At 45.9% G+C, this 22,719-nt stretch carries 17 protein-coding genes and 1 tRNA gene; 7 read left to right on the plus strand and 11 right to left on the minus strand.

Annotation, left to right across the window (positions count from 1 at the left end):
* Positions 1–232: 232 nt before the first annotated feature.
* Positions 233–309: transfer RNA gene (locus SP90_RS03925), tRNA-Pro, on the plus strand.
* A gap of 206 nt (positions 310–515) precedes the next feature.
* On the opposite strand, the gene SP90_RS03930 is transcribed toward SP90_RS03925, so the two are convergent.
* From SP90_RS03930 to SP90_RS03955, 6 genes are all read right to left on the minus strand, one after another.
* Positions 516–1,100 (minus strand): peptidylprolyl isomerase, encoded by a 585-nt coding sequence (locus SP90_RS03930; RefSeq protein WP_197498756.1) that lies wholly within the window; start codon positions 1,098–1,100, stop codon positions 516–518.
* A 73-nt stretch (positions 1,101–1,173) separates the two neighbouring features.
* Positions 1,174–3,786: an ATP-dependent chaperone ClpB gene (gene clpB / locus SP90_RS03935; protein ID WP_066852812.1), complete on the minus strand. Its 2,613-nt coding sequence runs from the start codon at positions 3,784–3,786 to the stop codon at positions 1,174–1,176.
* Between the two features lie 52 nt (positions 3,787–3,838).
* Positions 3,839–4,168, minus strand: coding sequence for a chaperone modulator CbpM (locus SP90_RS03940; RefSeq protein WP_082936279.1), 330 nt, complete (start codon positions 4,166–4,168; stop codon positions 3,839–3,841).
* A gap of 37 nt (positions 4,169–4,205) precedes the next feature.
* On the minus strand, positions 4,206–5,150 hold the full coding sequence (locus tag SP90_RS03945) for a DnaJ C-terminal domain-containing protein (RefSeq protein WP_066852815.1): 945 nt from the start codon (positions 5,148–5,150) through the stop codon (positions 4,206–4,208).
* Between the two features lie 343 nt (positions 5,151–5,493).
* Complete coding sequence (locus SP90_RS03950) at positions 5,494–6,516, minus strand: threonine aldolase family protein (protein ID WP_066852818.1); 1,023 nt, start codon at positions 6,514–6,516, stop codon at positions 5,494–5,496.
* 97 nt (positions 6,517–6,613) lie between these two features.
* Positions 6,614–7,714, minus strand: a complete 1,101-nt coding sequence (locus SP90_RS03955; protein ID WP_066852820.1) for a glycosyltransferase family 4 protein — start codon at positions 7,712–7,714, stop codon at positions 6,614–6,616.
* 441 nt (positions 7,715–8,155) lie between these two features.
* Between SP90_RS03955 and SP90_RS03960 the strand changes: the two genes are divergently transcribed.
* The 5 genes from SP90_RS03960 (at position 8,156) to SP90_RS03980 (ending at position 14,416) form a co-directional block, all read left to right on the plus strand.
* Complete coding sequence (locus tag SP90_RS03960; RefSeq protein ID WP_066852823.1) at positions 8,156–9,154, plus strand: PhoH family protein; 999 nt, start codon at positions 8,156–8,158, stop codon at positions 9,152–9,154.
* A gap of 11 nt (positions 9,155–9,165) precedes the next feature.
* Entirely contained in the window at positions 9,166–11,457 is a 2,292-nt protein-coding gene (locus tag SP90_RS03965; protein ID WP_066852825.1) for an HD family phosphohydrolase, read from the plus strand.
* 6 nt (positions 11,458–11,463) lie between these two features.
* The gene (gene ybeY, locus SP90_RS03970) at positions 11,464–11,886 is read left to right on the plus strand and encodes an rRNA maturation RNase YbeY (protein ID WP_066852827.1); all 423 of its coding nucleotides are present in this window, start codon (positions 11,464–11,466) and stop codon (positions 11,884–11,886) included.
* Positions 11,887–12,200: 314 nt separating this feature from the next.
* On the plus strand, positions 12,201–12,803 hold the full coding sequence (locus tag SP90_RS03975) for a 3D domain-containing protein (RefSeq protein WP_066852829.1): 603 nt from the start codon (positions 12,201–12,203) through the stop codon (positions 12,801–12,803).
* 440 nt (positions 12,804–13,243) lie between these two features.
* Positions 13,244–14,416, plus strand: coding sequence for an MFS transporter (locus SP90_RS03980; protein ID WP_066852831.1), 1,173 nt, complete (start codon positions 13,244–13,246; stop codon positions 14,414–14,416).
* 54 nt (positions 14,417–14,470) lie between these two features.
* Here the strand turns inward: SP90_RS03980 and SP90_RS03985 are convergent, their stop codons facing one another.
* The 4 genes from SP90_RS03985 to glpA form a co-directional block, all read right to left on the minus strand.
* Positions 14,471–15,001, minus strand: a complete 531-nt coding sequence (locus SP90_RS03985) for a type 1 glutamine amidotransferase domain-containing protein (RefSeq protein ID WP_066852833.1) — start codon at positions 14,999–15,001, stop codon at positions 14,471–14,473.
* Between the two features lie 128 nt (positions 15,002–15,129).
* Positions 15,130–16,641: a glycerol kinase GlpK gene (gene glpK, locus SP90_RS03990; protein ID WP_066852835.1), complete on the minus strand. Its 1,512-nt coding sequence runs from the start codon at positions 16,639–16,641 to the stop codon at positions 15,130–15,132.
* Between the two features lie 61 nt (positions 16,642–16,702).
* Positions 16,703–17,986 (minus strand): glycerol-3-phosphate dehydrogenase subunit GlpB, encoded by a 1,284-nt coding sequence (gene glpB, locus SP90_RS03995; protein WP_066852837.1) that lies wholly within the window; start codon positions 17,984–17,986, stop codon positions 16,703–16,705.
* An 8-nt stretch (positions 17,987–17,994) separates the two neighbouring features.
* Complete coding sequence (gene glpA, locus SP90_RS04000; RefSeq protein WP_066852839.1) at positions 17,995–19,539, minus strand: anaerobic glycerol-3-phosphate dehydrogenase subunit GlpA; 1,545 nt, start codon at positions 19,537–19,539, stop codon at positions 17,995–17,997.
* Between the two features lie 409 nt (positions 19,540–19,948).
* Between glpA and SP90_RS04005 the strand changes: the two genes are divergently transcribed.
* Complete coding sequence (locus SP90_RS04005) at positions 19,949–21,757, plus strand: DegV family protein (RefSeq protein ID WP_066852841.1); 1,809 nt, start codon at positions 19,949–19,951, stop codon at positions 21,755–21,757.
* 112 nt (positions 21,758–21,869) lie between these two features.
* Here SP90_RS04005 and SP90_RS04010 read toward each other — a convergent pair whose 3' ends face one another.
* Positions 21,870–22,532, minus strand: a complete 663-nt coding sequence (locus SP90_RS04010; protein ID WP_066852843.1) for a GntR family transcriptional regulator — start codon at positions 22,530–22,532, stop codon at positions 21,870–21,872.
* Positions 22,533–22,719 lie beyond the last annotated feature (187 nt).

A 22,719-nucleotide genomic window follows, 5' to 3' on the forward strand; every position in this document is an offset into this window, starting at 1 on the left:
TTTATTTAAGCAACCATGTGCACACGGGTTATGTATTGATTGAAGGCACAAAGTCAACAGGACAACAGCATCGCCTGCTATTTAGGAACTGTCTCCAGTAGTCGTCATTCTCTGATACGCAGCAAAAACACAAAGCCACGACCAGACTTCAGCGCAAGATCATAAAAAAAAGCTCTTTTTTTCATTTTTTACTTGCAAGTCACGCCAGTTTTCCTTAGTTACTTCTTCGCGACGGAGAGTGGCGCAGGTTGGTAGCGCATCTGGTTTGGGACCAGAGGGTCGCAGGTTCGAATCCTGTCTCTCCGACCACGAAATTTAAGCTCACAGTATATGCTGTGAGCTTTTTTTGTGCCTTCCCCCTCAAATTCACAAGTCAGATTTCTTTACCGCTCCTGACCTAACTTACAGAATTGGTCTCCCTTCCTTTCTGCATAAAAAAAGAGCTCCGAATTTCTTCGAAGCTCTCTTCTGTATCGTTGGATCATCCCGCCGCAACCGGCGTGATGCTAGAAAAACTAGTCTTCTACAACGTATGCTTTGTTGATAACGATCTGCTCAGCAGGTACGTCCTGATGGAAACCGAAGCTACCTGTTTTTACGCCTTTCATTGCATCAATAACTTCAGTACCTTCTACAACTTTACCGAAAACTGCGTAGCCCCAACCACTCACAGTCTTGCCGGAGTGGTTAAGGAATGCGTTATCTTTAACGTTAATGAAGAACTGAGCAGTAGCAGAATCAGGATCCTGAGTACGTGCCATTGCGAGAGTGTATTTATCGTTAGCAAGACCGTTGTCTGCTTCGTTTTTAATTGGCTCACGGGTTGGCTTCTGGTTCATGTCAGTGTCAAAACCACCGCCCTGTACCATAAAGTTGTCGATTACACGGTGGAAAATAGTACCATCGTAGAAACCGTCACGAACGTACTGTTCGAAGTTTTTGGAGCTTTCAGGTGCTTTTTCTGTATCGAGTTCAACAACAAAGTTGCCCATTGTAGTTTCAAATTTAATCAAAACAGGTTCCCCTTTAGCCAGCGCGCCGCTGGAGGTGAATGTTGCTAAAAGAAGCGCTACTGCGCCCAGTAAGTGTAAAAGTCGCATGTGCACTCTCTCCATATTCTTAAGATTGATTGTGGTGCATTATCAAAAGCAGCCTGCCTCTGCAATACGCGTGTTATGAAATCGCAAATTGCAGATCTTCAAAGTCATCATCATTTGTCGCAACATCAATGATAACCTGTTGACCTTCCCGTAATTCACCGCCAATCAACTTTCGTGCAAGTGTAGTTTCTATTTTCTGCTGCAAATAGCGTCGCAGAGGGCGTGCACCGTACACCGGGTCGTACGCATTGTCTGCAATAAAATTGCGTGCCGCTTCAGTAAGCTCCAAAGATATCTTTCTATCTTTGAGACGCCCGCGCAACCTGCCGAGAAGAAGCTCAATAATTTCCTTAATCTGTTCTCTGAGCAATGGCTTGAAGAGTACAGTTTCATCCACACGGTTGAGAAATTCTGGTCTGAAATGCTTACGGAGTTCGTGCATAACTGTATCGCGTACACCTTCAGCAAGATGACCATCCGGTGAAATACCTTCAAGCAGGTTCATCGCGCCAATATTCGAGGTCATAATGATGATGGTATTTTTGAAGCTCACAGTACGCCCCTGACTGTCTGTCAGGCGCCCGTCATCCAGAATCTGCAACAGCGTATTGAATACGTCAGGATGTGCTTTCTCAACTTCGTCAAAAAGCACTACACTGTACGGCTTTCGACGCACAGCTTCCGTAAGTTGGCCGCCCTGATCATATCCGACGTAGCCCGGAGGTGCCCCAATAAGGCGAGCCACAGTGTGTTTCTCCATGTACTCACTCATATCAAGCCGGACAATATTATCTTCTGAGTCAAATAGTGCCTCTGCAAGCGTCTTACATAACTCTGTCTTACCCACACCTGTCGGCCCGAGGAAGATAAAGGAACCGATCGGTCGGTTTGGGTCGGACAGTCCGGCTCGGGACCGAAGAACAGCTTCAGAAACAGCATCAACAGCTTCATCCTGCCCTATGACACGCTCATGCAACTCTGCCGGCAAACGCAGTAACTTATCGCGTTCAGCTTCAACGAGACGGGTTACGGGAATGCCTGTCCAACGCGCTACAATACCAGCGACATCTTCCGGTCGGACTTCTTCTTTAAGAAGGCGCTCTTCACCTTCACCCTCTTCAGGTTCAGTGCTCAAACGCCGCTCAAGATCGTTCAACACAGAGTATTTAAGCTGCGCCGCAGTATTCAAATCATAATTACGTTCAGCTTCTTCAATCTTGCGCTTAGTTTCTTCTATCTGCTCTTTCAACTCACGCTGTGAATCAATTGCGCCCTTCTCGCTTTCCCACTTAGACATGAGTTCAACATGGGTGGCACGTAATTCTGCAAGTTCATTTTCCAGTTTTTCCAAGCGCTCACGGGAAGCCTCGTCAGTCTCTTTACGCAAGGCTTCACGCTCAATTTCAAGCTGCATAATCTTACGATTCGCTTCGTCCAACTCCGCAGGCATAGAATCAATTTCTGTACGGATCATGGCCGCAGCTTCGTCAATAAGGTCAATCGCTTTATCAGGTAACTGACGATCTGCAATATACCTGTCCGAAAGCGTTACAGCTTCAACAAGTGCGGAGTCACTGATGCGTACACCATGGTGCACCTCAAAGCGTTCTTTCAATCCGCGAAGGATAGAAATGGTATCTTCAATAGAAGGCTGCTCTACAACCAATGGCTGGAAGCGGCGTTCAAGAGCCGGATCTTTCTCAATATACTGACGATATTCATCAAGTGTCGTAGCACCAATGCAGTGCAGTTCGCCCCGGGCAAGCATCGGCTTAAGCAGATTACCCGCGTCCATGGCTCCTTCTGTTTTACCGGCGCCTACAATAGTATGCAGCTCGTCAATAAACATAAGAATCCGGCCTTCAGATTTTTCCACTTCAGACAGGACAGCTTTCAGACGTTCTTCGAACTCACCACGATATTTAGCACCAGCAATGAGCGCTCCCATATCTAGGGCAAACAAACTCTTATCTTTAAGGCTTTCCGGAACATCACCATTGAGGATACGGTGCGCAAGCCCTTCAACGATCGCGGTTTTACCAACCCCTGCTTCGCCTATGAGGACAGGGTTATTTTTAGTACGACGAGAAAGGATACGGATAGTGCGACGAATCTCGGAATCTCGCCCGATAACAGGGTCAAGCTTACCCCTGCGAGCTTCATCCACCAAATCCCGACCATACTTGACCAGAGCCTCATATGTGTCTTCCGGATTCTGGGATGTAACGCGCTGGGCACCCCGCACCTCATTTAAGGACTTCAGAACATCTTCGTACGAAAGATTTGTTTCTTTCACCACGGTTGCAACCGTAGGGGCCACTGGTGGCTCCAAAGCAACGCAAAATAAGTGCTCTACGCTGACATATTCATCCTTCATGCGCTTTGCAAAATCCTGCGCACGCACTAAAAGCTGGTTCAGCTGCTGGGTAACAAGAACAGTGTCATGTCCGGCACCGGGCCCGCTTACAGAAGGACGTTTACGAATCTCTTTTTCAAGAGCCAAACCAAATCGGGAAGGGTCTACATGTACCCGCTCTAGAATACGTCTTACAAGGCCATTTTCCTGATCCACCAACGCTAGTACCAGATGATCAACATCTACCTGCTGGTGCCCGAAGCGAATAGCAATGTTCTGTGCCTCACTGATAGCTGCCTGAGATTTTTCAGTAAACTGATTTAAATCCATAGTGCACTCTCCGAATCATTGAACATTCTGATATATAAAAATATGTGCAGCATTATTCCACACTTGATTCCAATTCATGAACCTTACGTTCCAAATCCTCAACACGTTCGAGCAAATCAACAATAATCGAACCGCCTGTAGGACTTAAACTGAAATCATCACAAATACGGATAAGCTTGCGTACACGAAAAACATCTTTACGAGTAAATAAGTAATGCTTGTCTGCAGCCTTGGCAGGAACAATCCACTCCATTTCAAGCAATTCGCCTAATCTGGAAGGATGAACTCCTGTAAGCTCAATAAACTGCGCCCATGCAATGCGATCAGACTGAACAGGTAACTCTTCAGATATCGCCTGTAATTCCAGAATCGTTCGTGACATTGCAAGCCTCCCGTATTTGCATTGATATTACTACATATTAAAAATCACGAGGGGTAAAACTTTCATACTCTTTCGCAAGTTCTTCCCAAAGCTCTTTTTGCTTATCGGTTGCAGAATCTGGAACAACAATTTTGATACGTACAAATTGATCGCCCTTTTTCGAAGCGCTGCCCAATCCTTTACCGCGTAAGCGCAACTTCCGGCCGCTACCTGTGCCTGCAGCAATACGAAGACTTACATTGCCATCCAACGTCGGCACTGTAGCCTCTGTTCCAAGAGCTGCTTCCCATGGAGATAACGGCAGGTCGAGCATAACGTTCACACCATCCAGTGTGAATCTATGGTGCGCAGCGATGTTGACTTTAAGATATAAATCACCAGCACCGCCGCCTGCGTACCCCTGATCTCCCTGACCGGAAAGACGAATGCGGGCTCCATCTTTAACACCAGCAGGAATATTAACTTCAAGAGCCTTTGAACCGCCACCAGCATCGGAAAGAGTGATGGACTTGCGGCCACCGTGATACGCTTCTTCTAATGTTAATGTTAACGAAGCTTCTACATCACGTCCGCGCTGAGGACGATTAGCATACCCGCCCTGACCACCGAAGCCCTGAAACCCTCCGGCGCCTTGAAAACCACCGCCACCACCAAATATGGTTTCAAAGAAATCGCTGAAGTCGCCGCCACCCTGGAAACCACCAAAATTCATATTCTGGTAACCACCAGCGCCACCGCCGAAATGCTGACCTTGCTGCCAGTTCGGCCCAAGCTGATCATACATGCGTCTTTTTTCGGGATCTTTAAGCACTTCATGTGCTTCATTGACTTCTTTAAATTTCTTTTCTGCCTCTGCATCATTGGGGTTCAAATCCGGATGGTATTTTCTCGCAAGTTTTTTAAACGCACGAGAAATTTCATCCTTCTCTGCAGTCTTAGATACACCTAAAATTTTATAATAATCTTTATACTCAACTGACATGATCACCCCTATCTATATAAAATACGTATTTTTTAAGAATCTAACATCTTCGATATGGGGCCGTGCACACCGGTTTAGTATTACGTAAACCAGATGCCGGGACTCTTATATTTTCCCGAAGCCCAATCGACACAGTGATACAGCCATCACTACTCAGCGTCCTGCATAGCAACAGCCGGTTTCTATTTGATGAACAGATAGATACAACACTACAATAGGTTCAGGTTTCATCGAGTCAACCCCGACCTGCCGCAATATTGCCAATAAAAAACAGCACATTGCCCCGATCAATCTTCAGAACAATGTGCTGTTAAAAAATAACACACTTAATTATAAAGCAAAATTATGCGCACACTGCTTTCACTGCAGCGATAAAACTATCTACGTCCTGCTCTGTTGTATCGAAGGAACAAACCAAGCGCGACTCATGAGTTGCTTCAACCCACTCATAAAACGCAAACTGTTTATGAAGTTCTTCCTGATATTCAGGCTTAATAATAGCAAAAACGGAGTTCGCTTCCACCTTGTTACAAATAGTAATAGCAGGAATTTCTGCAAGGCCGTCCGCAAGACGTTTAGCCATTGCATTAGAATTTTTCGCAAGTTCAAGCCAAAGCCCGTCGCATAGCAACTCTTTAAACTGACAAGATGCGTAACGCATTTTCGACAAAAGCTGTAAATTCTGCTTACGGAGATATTCAAACCCTTCGGCAAGTTTTTTATCAAAAAAGATAACAGCTTCACCGAACATCATGCCGTTCTTAGTGCCGCCAAAAGAAAGAACATCTACTCCGGCATCACGGGTAAAGACATTTACATCCACATCAAGCGCAGCAGCGGCGTTTGCAATCCGTGCACCATCCATATGCAGGTACATATCGTGCTCGCGCGCAAAATCGCCCAGAGCTTTCACTTCTTCCGGTGTATATACCGCGCCATACTCTGTGGACTGCGTAATTGATATCACTTTCGGCTGACTATGATGAACTACCCCTTTGGCGAAAAGGAACTGCTCAACATCCTTCGGAGTCAATTTGCCATCTTCAGAGTCGACGGTAAGCAGTTTACTACCAAGAATATTTTCTGGAGCACCGGTTTCGTCAACATTAATATGCGCCATAGAGGAGCAAACCACCGCATGATACGGCTTCATAATAGAAGCAAGTCCAAGCACGTTAGCACCGGTACCATTCACCATAATATATGAAACAATATCTTCGCCGAATAGCGCTTTAAAGGCAGTGTCTGCTTCCGCTGTATACGTATCGTCGCCATATGCGCATGCGCACCCCTGATTGGCTGCTGCAAGAGCTTGCATGATACGCGGATGCACTCCAGAGTAATTATCACTGGCAAAATTGATCATGATCTAGCTCCTTATCATTATTCAAACACACAAAGAACAGCCGCTTCCAAGAAGCGGCCGAAAAGTATCAAAAACGATTATTCAACTGTACTGAACGCTACAACGCTCTGTACAGATCAAGTGTCTTTTCAAGAAAATTAGTACCGGACAATGTAGCGATTTCCTTTTGCTGCGAACGTAAAATACGTTTTCTGTATACTTCGTCTGTCGCTGCTCGCTCAATCGCCGCTGCCAATGCATCAACATTACCGGCTTCGAACATTGCTTCATCATCCATAAAGTCCGGCATAACCCCAACTCCGGTTGAAATCAAAGGTCGTTCACATGCCATAATTTCAAAAGCAGCACGGGCTATTGTTTCCGACCATTTAGAGGCAATCACTCCAAGATCCATAGCAGAAATTGCAGCCGCAACATCGTCTACTTTACCGGTTATCCGGTTAATTTCTTGTAAATTATTGACAGCTATCCAAGATTCGACTTCTTCCTGAGAGGTTGCGGAATCAAACCCGAGCAACATCAATCGTAAGTTTTTCATCCCTTTTTCATGATACAGCTTTGCCACCGCTTCAATTAACTCCTTCTGCCCTTTGACTTCGTCAAAACGCCCGAGCATTGCAACAACAAAATCAGAATCATCAAAACCAAGTTTTTTACGAAAATCAGTACGCCCTTCACTACTATAGACAAATTTGTCCGTATCAACGCCCCCAAGGATAGTAGACACTTTCTCCTCTGGAACATGTAGTGTTGAAATAAAGTGTTTTGCCATCACGCTATTGGTGGCAACCACAGCATCTGCGACATTTGTATGCAACCAGCGGTTGGGCAAATTATTTTTAGGAAGACGCTGATCTCCCCTTGTACGGACAAGTTTAAATGTCCCCAGAGCTTTTCTCAGTAGCCCCCATAAAATAAATCCTTCTCCGCGATGACAATTAACAATATCAGGAGAAAATTCAGTAACAAGCTTACGCAATTCAGAGTAGGCACGAAGCAATCTTACTGGATTAGAAGAATTTAAATCAAAATGCAGTGGAGAAAAGCCCCACTCCCTTGCTTTTGCATCTGCAGCAGTATCCGGCTCAGTAATGACAAGGGTCTCATGTCCGGCATCGCGCAACATTCGAGCAAGGTACAGACCATACCACGCAGTCGCATTAAACCAGCGTACATTTATTATTTGAATCGTCTTCATTTATCTACTCATGACAACAACATAGTTACACTGCTGTCTTGTTATAAGTAATAAGCCTGACGAGATGGGCATTTCTTCATGTGAAGTATGCGTATCTCAACTGAGTGAAAGCGCCCAAGCTCATATAAATAAAAATATAACATTCTGTTTTTTATAAACAAAAAGAAATATATCTATGATATCACAGCGTGTAAAACCACACGTTCACACATATTGACTCTACATCACTAACGTTAACAATAGGAAATGAGACAAATGCCACCCGAGCCCCTGCTACGTCAACCTGTCTTAATTACAACCCTTCTTTATTCTGCGACAGGGTTGCAAAGTGTCTCAAAAAACGTTGCAAAACGACCTGAGTAGACTCATTCAAAAAAACAGGCTACCACACGGGCAGATTATACACATTAACATTTCCGCATGCAGGCGGACAGAACATATATGACAAACACATCCGTGACGAAGACATTAGACTTTGATGACATTCAGCTTGCGAACGAACTTTTTGGCCCACAAAATAAAAATCTCGCAGTCATCGCAAAAGAAAGCGGGGTTGAGCTGGACACCAAAGGAACAGCGCTCCACGCCACTTCACCCGATCCGGATTCACTGCAAACTGTTCTTAATCTCATCACACAACTTTACGGCCTGCTCAAAGCTGGTAATCCTGTATACACAAAAGATATTGTCTACGCTTACGGCATGCTGCAGCGTGAACCAAGCATTAATTTGCAAAAACTGTTTAAAGACTCAGTTTTTGTAGTCTCTCCCAAAAAGACAATTGCTCCCAAAACATTAAGCCAGCGCGACTATGTTTCCGCCTTACGGGACAATGAAATGGTATTTGCTGTTGGTCCTGCAGGAACAGGCAAGACGTACCTCGCTGTGGCTATGGCACTGTCCATGCTTCTCACCAAGAAAGTGCAAAAAATCATTCTTACCAGACCGGCTGTTGAGGCGGGTGAGAAATTAGGATTTTTACCGGGCGACCTTGTGGAAAAAGTGGATCCGTACCTGCGCCCACTTTACGACGCCCTGCATGACATGCTGGATTCCGAGAAAGTTAACCACATGCTTGAAACCGGCATTATTGAAGTAGCTCCGTTAGCATTCATGCGCGGTAGAACGCTGAATAATGCATTTGTTATATTGGATGAAGCGCAAAATACTACCCCTGAACAGATGAAAATGTTTTTAACACGTATGGGTTACGGTTCCCGCATGGTCGTTACAGGCGACGTTACCCAAATTGACCTGCCTGTTTGCGGTCAAGCTCGTGCGCCACGCTCCGGTCTTATCGAAGCCCAACGGGTCTTGACAAACATCAACGGAATTCGTTTCTTACATTTTCATGAGAATGATGTTGTTCGTCATCCTCTGGTTGCAAAAGTTGTACATGCGTACGAACGCTATACAGCAGAACTGACAAACAAAGACTAACCGAGCAGGCTATGACTTCTAAAGGTAAAGCACGCGGTTCGGGACAAAAAGGTTCAACAAAACTACGGGACGCTGTTGCAAGATATCCGCGCCTCGGCATGTTTGTTTTCCTTACTGTGCTCATATCCCTTGCGATTCTCAGCGGAACAAATCTGCGCCCGCCTCTGCCACTCTATGTTGCAGGGGAAGTAGCGGCACAAGACGTGCTCGCCACTCAGGACCTACTCTTTGAAGACACCAGTTCCACTCTTGTCAAACGCCGACAAGTGGCGGAACTGCAACCACCTATTTATGATCTGGACAGAACTCCGCTTGCAAAAATTCAAGACAAATTCCGTCTGATTTTTGATCTCATCAACTCTCCCATTGCCACAGCAACAGACGAAGACACTGTTCGCTGGCAAATTGAAGAAATTCTGAATGTTGAGGTATCCCGCAAGACATTCAATCACTGGAAGGAAGAGCAATTCCAGAACATCTTCTATTCTCAGGCCATCCCATACATAGTTGATGAACTCAACAAAGGGATTGTTGCGGACAGCAGCCTGCTGTTACAAAACCGAAACGGATATATTGTTAGAGATCTGGCGCAGAGTAATGAAACACTCCATTCTGTAGCATTCAAAATTGGAGATCTTGCATCTACCAAGAAAGGGTTACTTAAGGAATTGCGTAAAAAGGGAAAAGCACCTCTGCGAACCCGCAACGCTGTTCTTTCTCTTGTTTCCCCGGTGCTGACACCAACTATTACTCCAAACAGAGTAGAAACTCAGCTCCGTGAGCAACTTGCTCTGGATGCTGTTGACCCCGTCTATTACAGCATCAAAAAAGGCGAGAGCATCGTTCGCAAAGGCGAACGTGTAACTCTGCCTATCCAGATTAAATTACAGGCACTTCTTGCGCATAAAAACCAACGTTTTTTCCCGTACCAGATGCTCGGGGTCTTCATGACTACCCTGTTACTGGGAGCTGGACTGGCCTTTAAGCGACGCGGTCGTCGGTTAAGCTCTCTTCGCAACGAAGACTTACTGTTTACCAGCCTGCTTATCATTCTATTCGCAGGTGGAGCCAAAGCATTCACTTTGCTTCAAGGTAACTTTGATGGAGCACAACACGCAGCGGACATGCTCCCTATTCTGTACCCTGTTCCGGGTGCCTTAGGCCTTGCCGGACTCATTTTTGGTGTCAGACGATGCAGTGTTATTGCTTTGATCACTGGATTCCTTTGTACAGTTATGCTTGGGGGAGGCATTGAGCTTTTCCTCTTCTACTTCATTGGCGGCATGCTCAACGTCTGGCTTGTACAGCATGCAGAAAGCCGTAAAGACATTGCCATAAGCGGACTGCCGCTCATGGGTGGCTTACTTATTACATGGCTGGGGCTTGCACTCTATCAACAACTGGGAATGCCTAACATTGCAGTTGGTGCATCATTTGCTGCTGCTAACGGACTCATTTCTCTGCTCATTGTTTTTGCACTCAGCCCGATCATTGAACTTATTTTCAACTACACTACTCGCTTCAAGCTGATGGAACTTATGAACCTTGAGCAGCCTTTGCTTCAGGAACTGATGATGAATGCTCCGGGCACCTATCATCACTCTCTCATTCTTTCCAACCTCGTTGAAGCTGGTGCTAAGTCCATTGGTGCAAACAGCCTGCTCTGTAAAGTTGCAGCTCTGTACCATGACATAGGCAAACTCGCTAAGCCTCATTATTTCATTGAGAACCAAGGTCGAGCTAAAAACCCTCATGACAAACTTACCCCTGCCATGAGTACATTGATCCTTATCTCTCATGTGAAGAAAGGGGTCTGCCTTGCCCGTAAGTATCGCCTCGGCCATGAGATTGAAGATATTATTCAGCAGCACCACGGTACATCTGTTATCCGCTACTTCTACACCAAAGCGGCTGATCAGGATGAAAGTCTCTGTAAAGATGATTTCCGATACCCAGGTCCTAAACCTAAGAGTCGTGAAGCAGCTATCGTCATGCTTGCCGATGCGGTAGAAGCATCAAGCCGTGTTCTTGCAGACCCGACTCCGAGCAGGTTGCGTGGACATATTGATACCATCATTAAGGGGATCTTTGCTGAAGGTCAGCTGGATGACTCTGAATTAACCTTTGCTGATTTAAGTAAGGTCGGCGAAAGCTTCCATCGTGTTCTGACCGGCATTTTCCATAGACGAATTGAATATCCGGAAGAACAACGTGCCGGATGCGTAAAAAACAATGACGAAAAAAATGGTAACGGTGACAAGCCGGATAAACCTAAAAACGGACCTGCTCCTGAAGCAGCCTAGCACTATATGATTACAATAAAAAAAAGCCAGTCAGTCGACTGGCTTCTTCCCTTTTCAAGTACAGAACTGACGCGCGTAATGGATGCAATGCTGGCAGCAATCAACCAGACAGGAAAAGACGTTGAAATCCATCTGGTGGATGACGCTACCGTTGCTGATTTAAACGCCTCTTTTCTGCAATGTAACGGGCCCACCAATATTCTCTCCTTTCCTGCGACCGAAGACGGCAGCGAGCAAAGTATAGGATGGCTCGCCCTTTCCATGGATACCCTAGAAAGAGAATGCCTGCTGTACGGACAGGACAGAACGGAACACGCACTCAGGCTTATCGCTCACGGCCTGCTCCACCTCGCTGGATATGATCACAGCGAAGAAATGTTTACTCTCACAGACATTGCCGTAGAAGCAGGAATGAATTTTCTTCAATAACTTGCTACACTAAATATACTCTGTACATTTTCTATTGTTTCTCTAGAAAAATACCAAAACTACCAGTCTCTAAAAAAACGCTGTGCAATTATTCTGCATAGCGTTTTTTCTTTTATGAAACGTATTAGTACACATATTCCCCCGCCACTCGTGGGTTCCCCCATATGTTTACGCCTTTTTGTATCGATACAACACCTTAGCAGAGTTACAACATGCTAACTATATACAATTTAACAGTAAAAGTGCATTGCCGACCATCATTTCTGTTGTATAGTGGAATCTCGCACACTGTATTTTACCTTGCAAAGGACACTATGAAACATTGTATCTACATAGTCATATTTACCGCCTTTGCTGTTCTTATTGTTCAGCATCAGCGGGAAATACGTCACTTAAGGCATCAACTTGATTCACAGAATCAAGTAATCCACGCCATGCAGGTGACGCAGCATAATATGTCCTTACAGACAACACTCGCTTTGCAAATAGGCCGCAGCACTCAGCAATCATTACACGACTCTCGAACCAAACGCTTCGTCAAGGTAACTGCCTACAGCCCACGAGTAGAAGAAACTGACTCCACTCCTTTTATTACAGCCTATAATACAAGGGTGCGCCCAGGAATTATCGCGGTTTCACGAGATCTTTTCGATAAAGGCTGGACGTTTGGAAAGAAAGTGTACATCAAGTCACTCGGTGTTTTTACCATTGAAGACCTTATGGCTAAACGCAAGACGAACCAGATTGACGTGTTTATGCCTAAAACCACTCAAGCTATATCTTTTGGTAGAAAGAATCTGGAAGCCCACCTGCTTGCTCATCCTCCACTGAAAGCAGATACATATACCCGACTTTACCGCTCACCGACGCCTGATTTTCTTCTTGCCACTGAAGACATTTGCAGCAGGCTGAACTGATTCTCCTTTCCTTCACGTTCACAATAAACAAAACGCCCCGGGATATACTTCCCGAGGCGTTTTGCTTGTTCTGGCTATTTATATAACAAGCGCTAGCTGGCGCTGGCGATCATTTCTCTTTTCAATACCAATTCTTCTTTACAGTAAGGGCATTTTAAAGAAATTGCCCGTCCTTCCGGACTGACAGAACGTATTCGGCAGCGAAAAACTTTTCCGCAGTAAGGACACCTAATCTTTTTTTCCATACTCATATTTCTCTCCTATCCCCCTTGGTATTCACACTATAGAGGAATAAACTCAGTTGCAACAGCTAACCTTCCCAACAATCAGCAATTCAACGGCATCAGTCCCAGCATAATACGAACAGCGGGTCATCTTGACCTTATGCACCGCAGCAACTAAACATGTCTGGCACTTAATTATTCAACCGCGAGTATTGCATGAGATATTCCTTTAAAGACAAAAACTTACTATTACTCTTTGGTATCACACTGTTTGTTGTGATGGGTGTATCAAGTATTCTTCCTGTACTCCCAAGTGCAGGCCGATCCTTGCAGATACCAATGTCTGAAATCGGCTTGCTTCTCACAAGCTTTACTCTTCCGGGCATTTTTCTCACACCGCTTGCAGGACTTCTTGCAGACAGATACGGTCGAAAAACCGTCCTTATTCCGTCCTTAACAATTTTTGGCCTTGCCGGATTTGCCTGTGCTTTTACGACCGACTTCCAGACAATCCTTTGCCTTCGTGCCCTGCAAGGCGTTGGTGCGGCTCCAATCAGTGTATTGTATACAACAATAACCGGAGATCTATACTCTGGAAAAGAACGACTCAAAATCATGGGATACAATGCCAGCGTCCTTAGTATGGGCACTGCAATCTTCCCTTTTATAGGCGGAATGCTCGGAGAGCTGGGCTGGCAGTACCCGTTCATGCTTCCAATTTTAGCGCTCCCCCTTGCTGCACTCTGCGTTCTTTATCTGGATATCCCGAATCCAACATCACAGGAATCCATCAGCAGCTACGTAAGAAAAACTGTGCAGATCATTTCTTCAAAGAACGCTCTTATTCTTTTCGGCATGACGCTCTGCACCTTTATTATTCTTTACGGGCCAATTATCACATATGTCCCGATTCTTTCTGACACCGTATTCAAAGTCAGTCCTTCACGAATTGGATTCCTGTTTGCTATTTCCTCATTATTTACAGGAGTTGCAGCATCACAGTTAGGTCGGGTACGAAAATATTTATCTGTTCGCACCATGCTTTGCCTTGCGGCACTCTTTTTTATCGCTGCCATGGCAACTATGCCTATACCCACCTTTTTCTGGCTTCTAGCATTGCCTGTCGGGTGTTTTGGTATGGGACAAGGATTGTCATTCCCTAATCTGGCTGCAAAGCTTACCGGTATAGCCTCCATTGAAAAACGCGGGGCGGTCATGGCGGTAAACGGGTCTGTACTTCGGATCGCACAAACAATCAGTCCTCCACTCTTTTCCATTCCGTTTATCTATGGCGGCATATCAGCGGTATTTTATACAGCAATTCTTGTCTGCGTAGGTATGTTCCTTCTGGCACTGAACTGTCCGCCAGACGACCAGACTGAAAATTAATAAAAAACGCCCTGCGAACTGGTGTCCACAGGGCGTTTTTGCATCCGACGTATTCTAACTATGATTATTTGGATGCTGAATAATAGCTCTGCAAAACGCCGGCAAATCATCTGGTGCCCTGCTGCTTATCAAATTTCTATCAACCACAACGGGCTCGTTTACCCATTTGGCACCTGCATTCTCAAGGTCATCAATAATTCCCCGAGTTGATGTACAAGTGTACCCGTTCACGATTCCAGCTGAAATAGGTATCCACCCTGCATGGCAGATAAACGCTATTATCTTGCCCTGTTCATGCATTTTACGAGTTATGTTCTTTACATCCATATCCCGCCGCAACTTATCCGGCGCAAATCCTCCGGGGATTACCAGAATATCGAAGTTATCCGGATTAATGTCGGAAAGACAAGCATCAGCTTTTACCGGATACCCGTGATATCCTTTAAATGTATTTTTTGTATCCAATCCGGCAAGAACCACAGCTGCGCCTTCCTCTACCAGACGAATTTTCGGATACATGAGCTCCAGATCTTCAAACAGATCTCCTACAAACATCAAAACTTTTTTTCCATCCAATAAGCCCATACGTGCCTCCTGCTTTGGACTTCTACTGTACCACGCAGGAGTAATTATTCTGTTATTACCTGCAACCAATAAAAAAAGCGCACAGGGCATGCCCTGTGCGCTTATAGTCACGTGTGGTGAATAACGAATTATTCAACCCAGTCGAAAGTACGCTCGATAGCTTTCTTCCAACCAGCGTAGCCTTTTTCACGTTCTTCTTTGCTGAGTTTAGGATCCCAGGTTTTATCAACAGCCCAGTTAGCACGCAGGTCATCAATGCTGGACCAGTAGCCCACAGCAAGACCTGCAGCATATGCAGCACCAAGACAAGTTGTTTCTGTTACCTGTGGACGGATAACCGGTACGCACAGACAATCAGACTGGAACTGCATGAGCAGTTCGTTCATTACCATACCGCCGTCAACTTTGAGTGCAGTAAGGTCAACACCGGAATCTTTGTTCATTGCTTCAAGAACGTCACGGGTCTGGTATGCAACAGCTTCAAGACAAGCACGTGCAATGTGACCTTTATTAGCGAAGCGGGTAAGACCTGCGATTACACCACGAGCGTCAGAACGCCAGTAAGGAGCAAACAGACCCTGGAATGCAGGAACAACATACACATCACCATTGTCTTCAACAGAAGCTGCAAGAGCTTCTACTTCAGGAGCGGAGTTGATGATATTAAGGTTGTCGCGCAGCCACTGAATGAGAGCACCTGCAATCGCAATGGAGCCTTCGAGGCAGTATACAGTTTCTTCGTTACCGAATTTGTAGCCTACGGTTGTAAGAAGACCCTGCTTAGACTGAATTGGTTTGGTACCGGTGTTAAGAAGCATAAAGCAACCGGTGCCGTATGTGTTTTTAGCTTCGCCAGTATCAAAACAAGCCTGACCTACGAGTGCAGCCTGCTGGTCACCCAGCGCGCCGCAAACAGGAACACGAGCACCAAGAGGGCCATGTTCGTCGGTAGAACCCCAAGTTTCGTTGTCAGAAGAAGACACGATGCGTGGAAGTGCTTCCTGAGGAACATCCATGATATCAAGGATTTCTTTGTCCCATTCAAGAGTAGCAAGATCCATAAGCATAGTACGGGAAGCGTTGGATACGTCTGTTACATGTGCGCCGCCTTTTGCGCCGCCGGTAAGGTTCCAGATAATCCAAGTTTCCATGGTACCGATAAGAGCGTCGCCTTTACGTGCTGCAGCTCTTACGCCAGGAACGTTATCCATGATCCATTTCATTTTAGGACCGGAGAAGTAGGTCGCAATTGGAAGACCAGTTTTCTCACGGAAACGATCCTGTCCGCCTTCAGCCATCAACTCTTTACAAATCTGGTCAGTACGGGTGCACTGCCAAACGATTGCGTTGTAGTAAGGCTTGCCGGTATTTCTATCCCAGATAACGGTAGTTTCACGCTGGTTAGTGATACCGATAGCAGCGATGTCGGAACCTTTAAGGCCGGACTTCTGTAAAGCACCCTTAATTACTTCCTGAGTATTTTCCCAAATTTCCATTGGGTTGTGCTCTACCCAGCCCGGTTTAGGGAAGATCTGCTCATGTTCTTTCTGATCCATGCCGACGATACGGCCTTTTTTATCAAAAATAATGAAGCGTGAGCTTGTAGTTCCCTGGTCAACAGCGCCAATGTACTTAGCCATAGTGATCCTCCACTTTTAGGGTAAGGCTAATAATAAAACTGATTAAAACTAAACAGCTTGTTTACTGCTGTGCAACAAATGCTTCAACAGCACGGAGTGAACTAGCAACCGCAATGCCAGTTCCACATTTCATCCGCATCCAGTCCTGATGAGCTAACAGAGAGCCTACAGCGTATACACGCTCGTGCACGACTTCTCCATTTTCATCGACTGGACGGAATGATGAATCGACCTCAACACCGGCAGAACTTACTTTATGTCCGCGCGGGTCAAGCAGGTCGGTACGGTGCCACTCTTCACGGTCAGCTGGCTGGGATACCGGCAGGTTCATCACAGTCTCCACAATGTGATGTCTGTCGGCAAACAGTCCGCCGCCGAGGAAACGACCGGTAGCAAGCACAACGCCTTTGGCAACCACTTTCTCTGTTGGTGCTTGCACACCGAAAGTCACTTCATAGCGACCATCGTTGAGCGGGGTTATAGAAAATACCTTATGTTGTAACTTCAAATCAACACCTAAGGTACTAATTCTTCCTTCAAAAAGGCTCTTCAAACGCATTCCCGGTACAGAAGCCGGTAAAGTCGGGAGTTCGAAGACTTTTACGCCGAGCTCTTTTTCCATTTCTTCAAGAATTTCGCCCGGAGTATACAACCCGAGAATCGCCGGTACACCAACAGCTTCCACACCATCAAGATGTGGTTTGATGAGGCTGTACAATTTTTCACGGGTTTCTTTAAGCTCCATGGCCTGCGCCATGATGCCTGTAAGGATAGGTTTCATGGAAGCAGAGTCAGGGAACTCAATACGCATTGTCTTCAGGTTTGACCACTTGTCGCCAAGGGTTGTTGCCACCTGCTTTGCGCTGAATTCACGAAGGCCTTCAAAATCAATTAACAACGCCGGAGTGTTGTTTTTAAAAGCCTCTACACCTGCCCACATGGTAGCCGGAACAGCCCATGTAGTTTTTTCTGTTCCAATAGGGGTAACAACTTTGCTGTTTGCGTCCTTCACCATCCGGTACTCGAGTCCGAACTCAGACAGAAAATCAAACAGCTCACCGTATGCTTTTTCCACTTCCTCACGAGTCACATGCGCGTAAGGGTGGTCAGGCATATCGGCAGCCACAGCAGCCATTGCTTCCCAAGGGTTTTCCCAGAGTTTTTTCTCAGCAACCGGATGAACGCCCATTACGTCGAACAATCCGCTGGAAAAAACAATTTCACCGGTGCTGCCTGCCTGACAGACAGACAGTCCGCGTTTTGCTGCATACACAGCGGCGGACATACCGGCAATACCGGTACCTACTACAAAAAGATCACGTTCAGTGACTGGCATAGTGCTCATATCACCCTCTAATCCATTTCCAGATTAAGAAGACCGAAATACAGTGCTTCTTTTAGTTCTGCCTGATTGAACTGCGCGTCCCAAAGAATAGGACGCTGACCTTTCCACCGCTTGGAAAGGAAATCACGCATGCTGTCCAGACCTGCATCACCTTCAAAAAGGTCACGATCATACATATGAGCAGCAATACGCGCACCACAAAATGCTCCCTGACAAGAGCCTTTACCAACACGGCTGCGCAGACCAACAGCCTGAATACGAGGCTTTTCGTCCGGACCGAAGGAATCAAGGATAGCGTCAACAGCACTTTTCGGTACAATTTCACATTCACACAGCAGATAGTCATCAGACTTATGGCGGCGCATCCATTCACGTTTCGTCAAAATGGACGGTTCTGCCCATTCTGTCTGCACGTAGTCAGGAAGCACTTTACCAGCTGTAAGACACGGAGCATCGACCTTGATTCGGTTACATACAAGGTCTGTACAACGCTCTGCCATCAAACGGTAGGTAGTCAACTTACCACCTGTAATGGTGATAAAGTTATCGAGACCATCTTCCTCATGACCAAAGAGAGCATAGCCACGGCTTGCTGCACGGTCACTGGAAGATTCACCAAGCTGAACAAGAGGACGAACACCGGCATATGCACGCACATAACGGCAAGTATCCAAAGCAGGTACCATCTGGGCGCCCTGATCAATGTTGCGGTTGATCTCATCAATGGACGGAGCCACATTATCAAGATCTTCAACACGAACAGAAGTGGTACCTAATACGGAAACTGTACCGCCAGGAACGAGAATATCGCCATCTCCTGGAGGACGCAGCCGGTTAATCACACGATGGTTCAGTCGAGAAAGGGTTACAAGCAGGCTGCCTTTCGCATATGTCATGCGGATATCGGCACCTGCCATTTCTGCGACGTTTGCAGCCCATGCACCTGTTGCGTTTACATACTGTTCAGCTTCAATGACGGATTCTTTACCGGTACGGGTATTAACCACGCGGGCGCCGGTAATTTTGCCACCATCTCTGTTAAAGCCGAGCAGTTGCATGTAGCGCTTGTACACACCCCCGTGTGCTTCAGCATCTGCAACGTTTTCCAAGGAAAGCTTGAACGGGTCGATTGACGCGTCTTCTACTTCATAGGCTGCAATAACATCAGGGTTAAGGTTAGGCTCAAGTTCCAATGCTTCTTCAGGGCTGACTTCCCTGCATGGTACTCCAGCTTTTTCACAGTTAACAGGGAACTGATTGATGTACTCTTCATCATCACCTTTCACTGCTACAAACAAACCGCCTGTATTTTCAATGCAGTGAGGAGCAAACTCCTTGATGATGTCCCCTTCAACTTTACACTCATTTGCAGAATGCGGGTCAGTAGCTACGTAACGTGCGCCACTATGAAGCAGTCCGTGGTTACCGCCGGATGCTCCGGCGTTCACATCCCGCTGCTCGATGAGCATGCATTCTACGCCCCTCAGGGCTAAGTCGCGGAAAATACCGGTGCCGGTTGCACCCGCACCGATAACTAGTACTTGAGTCTGCAAAAAAACCTCCAGACATCATGTATCACAAAACAATTAACACCAAAAAAACAAAGCACAGCAAAGAGTCATACCCCTTGCAAACTGACGAGACAAATCCTGTTGCCTAGCGTACAGTTTCACATTGATACCGGTCTAACTATCCAAGATATAAGACAGCGTAAAAATATTTTGCAGTACCCCTATGAGCTTGCAAAACAATAAAGAAAACACTCCTCGACCAGTACCGACCATATGTATGCAATTGAACCTGTAATGTCCAGCCGTGACACCGCATATCTCAAGGCAATTCAAAACGATAAATTCTTGTTTTTTCAGGTTAGCGAACACTGTTCACCTTGCCTAAACAGTGATTCTCCTTTATAGGTTGGTGGCTATTGCGCTTTATACAAGGCTGCTTAAGGAGATAAGCTTGAAGTCATCATCTACAAGAATTCAATATTTAGACGGTATTCGCTTCAAACGAGTTGTTAACGCTGCTGCGAAACGTCTCATTGAAAAGCATGGACACCTTAACGACATTAACGTCTTTCCGGTTCCAGACGGAGATACTGGAAGCAACATGGCTGGAACCATGGATAATGTCGTCAAAAAATCTGCCCATGCACTTGACCAGTCCATCGGGAAAATGAGTGAGATTATTGCAGAAAGCGCCCTGCTAGGTGCCCGCGGTAACTCCGGCGTTATTCTTGCGCAATTTCTTTGCGGCTTTTCCGAAGGCGTTAAAGACTTGCAGCGTGTTACGCTGAAAGACTTTTCCGATGCGGCTTCCAATGCATCCCGTCGTGCTCTTGAAGCTATCTCCGAACCAAAAGAAGGAACAATTCTGACAGTTATCCGCGACTGGTCAGATCATCTTTCCGCAAACCATCACAACTACAACAACTTTCACGACCTGCTGTATGACTCCCTTGAGCATGCAAAGCAGTCTGTTTTGGCAACAAAAGAAAAACTTGCTTCCCTGAAAGCTGCTGATGTTGTTGATGCCGGCGCTCTTGGCTTTGTATACCTGCTTGAGGGTATTGTTGACTTTACAGAACGTGGCAGCCTTGACCGTCAAGAAGAGCAAAGCATCATCCCAGAGCCTTCTCAGGCTGTTCATGACCGTGTTGCCGTTGAAAGCCTTACCTACTCTTTCTGTACAGAATGTATGGTGACCGGCGAGAACATCGATCTTGAAGCGTTGCGCAGAGAGATCGGTGCACTTGGTGATTCTCTCGTAGTTGCAGGGACTTCTGCAAAAGCCCGAGTACATGTTCACACAAACGAACCTGAAACCGTTTTCGAACTTGCTGCAGAATACGGCGAAGTTTCCCATCAGAAAAAAGAAGACATGCTTGAGCAGCATCGAAACCTTCTGACAACCAAAGAACAGCGCACCGGCATTCTTACCGACTCAACCTGCGACCTGCCGGATGAATTGCTGAAAAAATACGACATCCACGTTGCTCCTCTCAAATTATATATAGATGATAAGGAACTGCTGGATAAAGTTGATATCTCCACAGAAAAATTTAATAAGATGCTTCCGGAGTCAAAGTCTGTAAAGACATCTCAGCCTTCCCCGGGGCACTACAAAGCACTCTACGAGTCACTGAAAGCAAACTACGAAGAAGTGCTGGCACTGCACGTTATGGCAGTGCATAGCGGAACCTACCAGTCTTCTAAAAACATGGGGGCTTCCATCCTTGATGATCCTCATGCCATCGACACATACACCGTAACAGGCGGTCTTGGTCTGGTAACTCTTGAGGCTGCAAAGCTTGCAAAGCAAGGTCTCGGCGCTAAAGAAATTGCAGAACGCGTTGAAGCAATGCGTAAAAACGTCTTTGTACTCGTTGCAATGGACACCGTAGACTTTGCCGTACGCGGCGGACGTTTGAGCAAAAACATCGGTACAATTGCCAAACTACTCAACATCAAGCCAGTCATTGAATTTGCTACACGCAATGAAGGGCTGTGCGCCATTGCTGCTAAATGTTTCGGCGTTCGCCATTCTGAAGCGCGTCTCATCAAGCTGCTCAAACAGCGTGTGAAAGGCAAAACCAATCTTCGCTTTGCCATCACACACGTAGAAGCACCTGACAAAGCAAAACGCCTTGCAGAGATGATTAAAAAAGAATTTCATTCAGACATTGAATTTGAACTGCAGGCTGCACCTGTTCTTGGCTGCTACAGTGGCCCGGGAGCGTGTGCTGTCTCCGTACTGTGCGATTCCTAATCGCTACGATGAAATGAACACACCAAAAAAGCCGCTTAGTTTTCTAAGCGGCTTTTCTTATTACGCTAACGCAATGAAAAGGCTGAGCAACAGCCCCCTCTTTTAGCTATTTCTATTCAGTTGAACACCGAATTCTGTCGTATGCTTCTCCCACAAGTCCAAGCCCACCTCGGATATTGGCGCTCAACACTTCTGCCAACACCTCGGCATTCTTCTCACGCAGTGCAGAAACAATCTGTGCATGTTCTTCATTAAACCGTACACAATCATTCGATTTGTACTGGTATAAACTCAAGAACATTTCGATGAACTCAAGTAACTTTTCAAGAACTGAGTACAAGTGCGACATGTCCGACTTCTCAGCAATATACAAATGGAACTGACGATCGAGTGCAAAAAAGCCCTCATTAGTAGACTTAAGCTTCACCATTTCACCGTATATATTCTCAAGCTCGGTAAAGTCCGAGTCATCCATACGTTCCATTGCAACTAAAGCAAGCTCGACTTCAATATCAGCCCGCATTTTATAAATATACTCAATTTCTTTCTGCTTTGGTGGGCTTGCGACGACCGCCCCTTTATATGGAATGTTCCGCACAAGTCCAGATCTGTCCAACCGCAACAGCGCCTCTCTTAAGGCTCCGCGTCCTATTTGGAGCTCAGCTTCCAGATCAGCAAGAACCAATCTGGTTCCCGGCAATTTTTTTCCAGAAAGTATTAAATCACGTATTTTCTCATACGCTTTCAAGTACTTCATATTTTCTGTTTTTTTCAAGAGCCCCTCTCTTTATATGAAAGAATGGCGAGTACTCTCGCGCATACAAACAAGATCCATACTCCAAAAAATCTGCAAGTAGTCCGAACTTCTTTCGCGTAAGGCCAACTAGCCATTAATCCTATTTCTTCGCCGGAACTATGTAGACTTTTTTACATAAGATCAATACGAAAAAGAGTATCAAACA

The organism is Halodesulfovibrio spirochaetisodalis (genome assembly GCF_001672295.1).
Taxonomy (GTDB): domain Bacteria; phylum Desulfobacterota; class Desulfovibrionia; order Desulfovibrionales; family Desulfovibrionaceae; genus Halodesulfovibrio; species Halodesulfovibrio spirochaetisodalis.

Excerpts from the sequence above, each read along its gene's own strand:
- SP90_RS03930 (WP_197498756.1), bottom strand. The coding sequence starts at position 1,100 with ATGCGACTTTTACACTTACTGGGCGCAGTAGCGCTTCTTTTAGCAACA.
- clpB (WP_066852812.1), bottom strand. The coding sequence starts at position 3,786 with ATGGATTTAAATCAGTTTACTGAAAAATCTCAGGCAGCTATCAGTGAG.
- SP90_RS03940 (WP_082936279.1), bottom strand. The coding sequence starts at position 4,168 with ATGTCACGAACGATTCTGGAATTACAGGCGATATCTGAAGAGTTACCT.
- SP90_RS03945 (WP_066852815.1), bottom strand. The coding sequence starts at position 5,150 with ATGTCAGTTGAGTATAAAGATTATTATAAAATTTTAGGTGTATCTAAG.
- SP90_RS03950 (WP_066852818.1), bottom strand. The coding sequence starts at position 6,516 with ATGATCAATTTTGCCAGTGATAATTACTCTGGAGTGCATCCGCGTATC.
- SP90_RS03955 (WP_066852820.1), bottom strand. The coding sequence starts at position 7,714 with ATGAAGACGATTCAAATAATAAATGTACGCTGGTTTAATGCGACTGCG.
- SP90_RS03960 (WP_066852823.1), top strand. The coding sequence starts at position 8,156 with ATGACAAACACATCCGTGACGAAGACATTAGACTTTGATGACATTCAG.
- SP90_RS03965 (WP_066852825.1), top strand. The coding sequence starts at position 9,166 with ATGACTTCTAAAGGTAAAGCACGCGGTTCGGGACAAAAAGGTTCAACA.
- ybeY (WP_066852827.1), top strand. The coding sequence starts at position 11,464 with ATGATTACAATAAAAAAAAGCCAGTCAGTCGACTGGCTTCTTCCCTTT.
- SP90_RS03975 (WP_066852829.1), top strand. The coding sequence starts at position 12,201 with ATGAAACATTGTATCTACATAGTCATATTTACCGCCTTTGCTGTTCTT.
- SP90_RS03980 (WP_066852831.1), top strand. The coding sequence starts at position 13,244 with ATGAGATATTCCTTTAAAGACAAAAACTTACTATTACTCTTTGGTATC.
- SP90_RS03985 (WP_066852833.1), bottom strand. The coding sequence starts at position 15,001 with ATGGGCTTATTGGATGGAAAAAAAGTTTTGATGTTTGTAGGAGATCTG.
- glpK (WP_066852835.1), bottom strand. The coding sequence starts at position 16,641 with ATGGCTAAGTACATTGGCGCTGTTGACCAGGGAACTACAAGCTCACGC.
- glpB (WP_066852837.1), bottom strand. The coding sequence starts at position 17,986 with ATGAGCACTATGCCAGTCACTGAACGTGATCTTTTTGTAGTAGGTACC.